5 protein-coding genes are annotated in these 7,299 nt (G+C 37.0%); all 5 read left to right on the top strand.

The genetic code is table 11. From position 1 onward, the window contains the following. The first annotated feature begins 252 nt into the window (after positions 1-252). The 5 genes from BBROOKSOX_RS12145 to BBROOKSOX_RS08100 all read left to right on the top strand — a co-directional run bounded on the left by BBROOKSOX_RS12145 (position 253) and on the right by BBROOKSOX_RS08100 (position 6,985). A complete protein-coding gene (locus tag BBROOKSOX_RS12145; protein WP_257607809.1) occupies positions 253-1,836 on the top strand; it encodes an RHS repeat-associated core domain-containing protein in 1,584 nt (527 codons plus the stop codon). Then, entirely contained in the window at positions 1,833-1,967 is a 135-nt protein-coding gene (locus BBROOKSOX_RS12150) for a hypothetical protein (protein WP_257607810.1), read from the top strand. Before BBROOKSOX_RS12145 ends, BBROOKSOX_RS12150 begins: the two co-directional genes overlap by 4 nt. A gap of 214 nt (positions 1,968-2,181) precedes the next feature. Next, the gene (rlmD, locus tag BBROOKSOX_RS08090) at positions 2,182-3,003 is read left to right on the top strand and encodes a 23S rRNA (uracil(1939)-C(5))-methyltransferase RlmD (protein WP_257607811.1); all 822 of its coding nucleotides are present in this window, start codon (positions 2,182-2,184) and stop codon (positions 3,001-3,003) included. Next, positions 2,997-6,146: a DEAD/DEAH box helicase gene (locus BBROOKSOX_RS08095; RefSeq protein ID WP_139660820.1), complete on the top strand. Its 3,150-nt coding sequence runs from the start codon at positions 2,997-2,999 to the stop codon at positions 6,144-6,146. Before rlmD ends, BBROOKSOX_RS08095 begins: the two co-directional genes overlap by 7 nt. A 155-nt stretch (positions 6,147-6,301) precedes the next feature. Next, positions 6,302-6,985, top strand: coding sequence for a hypothetical protein (locus BBROOKSOX_RS08100; protein ID WP_139660823.1), 684 nt, complete (start codon positions 6,302-6,304; stop codon positions 6,983-6,985). Positions 6,986-7,299: the final 314 nt, after the last annotated feature.

A 7,299-nucleotide genomic window follows, 5' to 3' on the forward strand; every position in this document is an offset into this window, starting at 1 on the left:
TCATCAGAAACCCACTTTTCACCCACTTGGCGATTTTTTAAACCCAGCCTTAGCCCTGCTAGGACAAGGTTTAAAGAAATCACCAATTGGGCAAAAATTAGATTTTGCTAATCATCACCTATTTATGCAAAGGTCTCATGACAATAAAAAAATTAAAAAACCTCATAATAGAGGAAGTGTCAATGAAATTAGCCGACCTATCTGCACCTATTACCTATAATTTGACACCACAAAAAAACACTGTGTTATCTTATGAATTTACTAGAACCCTACCACCAAACTTACACCTACGACACAGGCAATAACCTAACCCATCTCTCACACCAAGCAAACAGTAGCACATGGCAACAAACCCTCACCATCCACCCAAACAACAACCGTGGCACCGAAACCCAGCAATCCACCACCGACTTTGATGCCAATGGCAACTTACTAACCCTTGACAACATTGGCACTCTACATTGGCACTACAACAACACCCTTAACCAACTTACCAAAGCAGATAAAAATAACACTGCACAATACTATGTCTATGATTACCAAGGCAGGCGAGTCCGCACTGTGGTTGAATCTAACAACCAAGTACAAAGCCAAAGAGACTATCTGCCTTCACTAGATATCTCAACCAACCAAGCAAAACAACAAAATAATACCTTGCACATTGGTACCCACATTTTGAGCGAAAGCAACAAAGACAACACACAAAACCCCGCCCAAACCCGCTACCAACTCACCAGCCACCTACAATCCAACACCCTAGAGCTGGACGACAAAGCCCAAACCCTCAGTTATGAACACTACTACCCCTATGGTGGCACTACTCTCATTGCTGGCAAAGACAAAGCCCAAGTGCAACAAAAACGCTACCGCTACACAGGCAAAGAAAGAGACGATAGCAGTGGCTTGTCCTACTACGGTGCCAGATACCTAGCCCCTTGGCTAACGAGGTGGATAAGTCCTGATTCAGCAGGGACGGTTGATGGCTTGAATTTGTATGTTTATGCAGGGAATAACCCGCTTAAATATAGGGATCCAACAGGGCATTTTCCGCTTATATCTTGGGGTCGGTTTGTGAGCGACATTAACGCTTATAAGGCAAATCAAAGAGCGTTGGATATTTGGGTTGGAGAAGCGCACGATACACCGCAAGGAAATTATTTAGTAATGAATTTAAACTCTGAAATTAAATTTCAAAATTTTATAATGGAATCAGTTGTTGCTGATGTCAACGACAGACCCATCCAAAATCTAGAACATATCCGCGCTTTCTATACACAAGAGGAAATTCAAAAGCCATATCCGCACTTTCCGCACTTAACACCTAAAGAGGCCCAAGAATTAACAGAGTCAGCAATAAATATAGATATTCTAGCGACAACCCTTAACTCTAATTTTATTGGTAGAAATTATTGGCGTGATAAAGCAGAATATGAAAGAATGCGAAGCAGGGGAAACTTCAAAGGAAGTTCGCTCGTTCTGGTTGGTGCACTCCATACGATAACAAATATAAGACCGGATGAAGATGAGAACCCAAAAGCATATCCTGCTTTTAAATATATGGGTGAAAACCCAAGTATCGCTACAACACCCAAAAGTGTGATTGATAGGTGTGTTGACGATTTTGATATTCTTAGAACATCCGCAACACCTGATTTTGGTGTATGGGTTGAGGGCAAGCACGATTCGAAAGGAGATATTTTTTTAGCTCATGGTCCAGAAGATATTATGAGAGAGATATTTGGCGATGTCATAGAGGAGGTACCAATGAAATTAGCCGACCTATCTGCCCCTAAAGCTGCACATCCGATACCACAAAGAAGAAGTACGGTCGTATGAATTTACTAGAGGCTTATCGCCAAACCCGCTACCAACTCACCAGCCACCTACAATCCAACACCCTAGAGCTGGACGACAAAGTCCAAACCCTCGGCTATGAACACCATTACCCCTATGGGGCACCGCCATAAGAGACGACAGCAGTGGTTTGCCCTACTACGGTGCTCTTGGCTGAAGCCCTGATGCAGCAGAGGCGGCTGATGGTTTGAATTTGTATGTTTATGTGGGCAATAATCCGCTCAAATATATCGATCCGATTAAATTAACCAAGGCATGATTGACAAAAACAAACACAAATTACCTTAAATAAGGGATGATTAGAAAAATCCAATTTTTACCCAATTGGTGATTTCTTTAAACCTTGTCCTAGCAGGACTAAGGCTGGGTTTAAAAAATCGCCAAGTGGGTGAAAAGTGGGTTTCTGATGATTGTTCCTATTTATGCAAAGGTCTCACCGTGTTAATTTTGCGACATCTCGAGCCATTTAATGCAGAAGATGAGGGTGCGTTATTAAAATGTGCTAATCAACTGGGGATTTCGTTTTATACTCAAAGTGGCGGTAAGGAAACGGTTAAACCGCTGTGGAAAGCGGTTTCTTTAACTTATACCCATCTTCAGCATAATATTAAAATGGCATTTTTGCCGACCGATTTCACCCAAGTGAATTTTAAACTGAATCAAAAAATGGTATCATTAGTAATTGATTTACTGGAACTTAATAAGGGTGACGAAGTGATTGATTTTTTTTGCGGTTTGGATAATTTCACGCTGCCGATTGCTAAATATGTACGGCATGCGGTTGGTGTTGAGAGGAGTTCGGGACTGATTGAGCGTGCGAAGATAAATGCAAAGCAAAATGACATTCAAAATGTGGATTTTTATAAGGCAGATTTGTTTAAAGAAGTGGCGGGTTTTGAGTGGTTTCGGGGGGAAATTTATAACAAAGCATTGATTGATCCAGCTCGCTCAGGTGCGATTGAAATCATTGAATGGCTGCCAAAATTAGGCGTTGAACGATTGGTTTATGTGTCATGTAATCCGGCTACATTGGCAAGAGATACTGAAAAATTAATTGATATTGGATATCAATTGGAAACTGCAGGAGTGATGGATATGTTTCCACAAACTGCCCATGTTGAGTCTATTGCGTTATTTGTCAAATGCTAAGTTTAGAGCAGATTAAACAGGCTATTAAGGATAACGGTGCTTTTGATAGGGGTTTTCAATATTATCGCCATGATGCGCTTGAGAGTTTAGAAGTTAAGCATAAAGATTCTGGCTCTATTGTCTTAAATTCTCAAGTATACGGTAACAATTTATATACGCAAACCACCACTATTCTTCATGGTCGATACACCATTATTACTGGAAAATGTGATTGTCCTGTTGGTTATAATTGTAAGCATGTTGTAACAGCGGTCATTGCTTTTGCCAATATGAAAAAACCAAGCGCAACTTCACAAGATGAAAATTTTCAGTCAAAATTTAAGATGTGGGCAGATGATTTCCAAAAGTTAATTGTACAAGAGGATCCAGTTCAAGCAAACAACGAATATATGATTTATCGTTTGTTTGGTGAACATGGTTACAATAGCAAAGATATTGAGTTTGTCAGGGTTAAGCAACTTAAAAATAACGAACTTCGTTTTTATAAGATTGATATGGATAAACTTTTATACTCAAACACCCATCAGCACATAATTACCAAAAAAGACCAGGATATCATTACAATGTGTCGAGGTATTTTTCCACAATATTCATATTATAAAACAAATATTCACGGTAAATTGGGTTATCGTATTTTGCTTGAAATGATAAAAACCAATCGTTGTTTTTATCAAGATAGTGAGCAGCCATTGCAATTTACGAAAAGCCAAATCACTTTAGAATTGAGTTGGAAAAAGATAGAAAATTATTATAAAATAGCCACTAATTTAGCACAAGATGTGCATATTGTTGCCTCTGATCCCGTTGTTATTATTGCCAATAATCAAGCCACCACCTTACAAGGCATTAGTCACGATACTTTGGAGAAAATACTGAATGCACCTGCGGTTTTCAAGTCGCAAATAATTCCGATGTATCAATTACTCAAGCAGGATTTAACTGAGGTTGATATTGTTATTCCAGAGGATTTTGAGCAAAAAGAAATCAACGCCATTGCCACGCCAAAAATCAAGTTAAGCAATCAAAATAAAGCTGTTGTAATGTTGAATTTTATCTATGATGAGGCGGTGTTAAATTATGCCCCACAAGAGCAAATAAGCATTATTTTAGAGGGGGATATACAGTATCAAATTCAGCGTGATTTGGTGTTTGAGAATCAGATTAAACAGCAGTTTGAAGCGTTAGGCTTTGTAAGCAATTTTTCAAAACAGCAGTTATATTTTTATTATGAAAACAAAGACAGGCAACAATATTTAGATTTTTGGCACCAATTTAAACAAAGTTTGGGTGCGTTAGAGCAACAAGGTTTTGTGATTGAGATTGACCCAAGTTGGACGCTAAATTTTGCTAATAACGCCCAAGTTGCGGTAGAAAGTGAGACGGAAAATAGTTGGTTTTCTTTGTCATTTAATTTAGAATTTGATGGACTAAAGCTACCGTTAGCACCTTTACTGAGTTCGTTTATAACAGAATTTGATCAAAATGAAACCAGAGAATATGTTAATTTAGAAGTGCATGCTGATTATTTTGTGCGCATTAAAACGGAACAAATTAAACCAATTTTACAGGTGATATTACAGCTTTATGATGGGCAATCTCAAGACATTAAAGTTGATGCATACGAGGCGCATACATTAGGAAATATCGATAAAAATATTGTTTGGCGTGGCTCAAAAGAGGTTTTAAGACTTGCAGAAAAATTACACAATTTTAACCAAATTGCCCCTGTAAAAGTGCCTGAAAATCTACATACCACACTTAGAGATTATCAAAAAACAGGACTTAATTGGTTGAATTTTTTATTTGAGTTTAAATTTTCTGGCATTTTGGCAGATGACATGGGGTTGGGCAAAACTTTGCAAACACTTACCCATTTATCTTGTTTAAAAACGCAAAAAAGATTAAAGAAACCTGTACTGGTTGTGGTACCAACTTCATTGATTGCCAATTGGAAAAACGAGGTAAAAAAATTTACACCCAATTTAAATTTACTCTCTCTATATGGTGGAGTAGAACGCTTTGAAGCCTTTGAAAAAATAGCAGAAGCGGATATTTTGTTAACTTCTTACGCACTTATTTATCGTGATATTGATAAATTTACCGAATACCATTTTAGTTATATTATTTTGGATGAGGCGCAAAAAATTAAAAACCCAAAAACCAAAATGTTTGTCGCCATCAAATCTCTTAAAAGTGATTTTCGCTTAGCATTGAGTGGCACGCCAATTGAAAATCATTTGGGTGAATTGTGGTCAATTTTTTCTTTTTTAATGCCTGGTTTTTTACACAATCAAACTGCTTTTAAAAAGAAATACCAGACACCAATTGAAAAACACTTAGATCAAGACAAACAAAAAATGCTTAATCAGCGCATACGCCCATTCATGCTAAGACGTACCAAAGCCGAAGTTTTGCCTGAATTACCAGCCAAATCTGAAATTATTAAATACACCCAATTTAATGAAAAACAAGCGGCTTTATATGAAAGCATTCGCATCACTATGGAAGCAAAAGTGCGAGAAGCAATTGCACAAAAGGGTTTGGCAAAATCACACATTATGTTACTGGATGCCTTATTAAAACTCAGACAAGTCTGTTGTGATCCGCAATTGGTTAAAATAGAGATGGCAAAAAAAGTAGAAGAATCTGCCAAATTACAATTGTTTTTAGATTTGTTAGAAGAGTTGTTGTCTGAAAATAGAAAAATATTGGTTTTTTCACAATTCACCTCAATGTTGAGTATTTTGCAAGATCAATTAGAGAGAAAAAATATCAGCTACACTAAGTTAACAGGCGCTACTAAAAAGCGCGAAGAAGTGATAGAAAAATTTACCTCTGGTCAGGCAGATGTATTTTTAATTAGCCTGAAGGCTGGCGGCGTTGGGCTTAATCTTACAGAGGCAGACACCGTTATTCACTATGATCCATGGTGGAATCCCGCTGTTGAAAATCAAGCAACAGATAGAGCACATCGTATTGGACAAACTAAAGCGGTATTTGTGTATAAACTCATTATTGAAAACAGCATTGAAGAAAAGATTTTAGAATTACAAAAGAAGAAACTGCAATTGCAACAAGGTATTTATAAAGGTGGTAAAACCGAAAAGATTTCAGGTAAAGAATTACTGAAGCTGCTGAAATAATGAATGCATGCCTTCGTATGAATTCAAACAGCATTCAGTCGCCTTTTTGTTGATGTGTCTTTGTTCTCAATTTTATTTGAAATTTTTGCACAAATAGGAGCGATGTTTTGACTTTTGTATTACCTAAATCGCATTGAAAGTTTGGAGGCGTATGAATGAAATTTAAAAATATTTTTTTTGGCTTTTTTAAAACCTTATTACTGACGATTATATTTTACAGTGGCACTCTTTATGCCTCTTATATGTATCTTGATTTGCAGAATTATCAGTCTAGATCAGTTTCTCCTTATTTCTTTGAAAGGGTTCAAGGAACCAATGATTTACTTAAAGTCATCGATATGCAGAATAATTTTCAATTTAAAACTTACGATTTAACACTACAGACTGACATAGATCTATATAACGCAGAAGTTAAACCTGTGTTGCTCAAATGGAAAATAAATGTGGCATCACCCGAGACTGAATCTAGTTTCGCCTCACATTTATCAGCGCGTATAGAGTGGAATATTGAACGAAATCTGAATAAAAGTTTACTACCAAGAGAAATTCATGTCGCCATTTACGAAGGCAATATAGAATCCATATCTTATATGGAAAATCCAGCAATGCAAGTACCTAAAATTGATACAATTGTGGCAAATCCTGAAGGGTTGATAGTAGCTCAAACAACGACTGTCAAAGGAGGGGGGTCGGCCCTCTTGGATTATATAGCACAATCATATAAAGAGAAAAATATAGAGAGAATTCGACTTTATGCCAGCAAGGACGAGTATTATGCTCAACGAGGTTGGAAAATAGAGCTATATAGCGGAAGTTCTTGTGGGGATCCTCTATCTTAAAAAGTAGAATGTCAGAATAAAAGGATAGTACCCCTACTTTACCCTCCACAAGAGTGTAATTTATTTAAATAGTCAACCCTTAAAAACCACACAACAAATTGATTTATAACAATAAAACCAACAATAACCATAGACAAATCAACCAACTTTTTCTAAAATACCTCTTATTTCTTGGTCGTTTTGCTTAAAAAAAATGTTAACTAAATCCAGCCCAATATCCACCCAATCAAATCTTTTTCATTCAGAGCTCTTTTCTCAATTAGATGTCAAAGACCCTTTAATACAACTAGCCAACACTATTAATTGGACAGTCT

Source organism: bacterium endosymbiont of Bathymodiolus sp. 5 South, from assembly GCF_900128535.1.
Taxonomy (GTDB): Bacteria; Pseudomonadota; Gammaproteobacteria; order PS1; family Pseudothioglobaceae; genus Thiodubiliella.

Excerpts from the sequence above, each read along its gene's own strand:
- BBROOKSOX_RS08100 (WP_139660823.1), top strand. The coding sequence starts at position 6,302 with ATGAAATTTAAAAATATTTTTTTTGGCTTTTTTAAAACCTTATTACTG.
- BBROOKSOX_RS12150 (WP_257607810.1), top strand. The coding sequence starts at position 1,833 with ATGAATTTACTAGAGGCTTATCGCCAAACCCGCTACCAACTCACCAGC.
- BBROOKSOX_RS08095 (WP_139660820.1), top strand. The coding sequence starts at position 2,997 with ATGCTAAGTTTAGAGCAGATTAAACAGGCTATTAAGGATAACGGTGCT.
- BBROOKSOX_RS12145 (WP_257607809.1), top strand. The coding sequence starts at position 253 with ATGAATTTACTAGAACCCTACCACCAAACTTACACCTACGACACAGGC.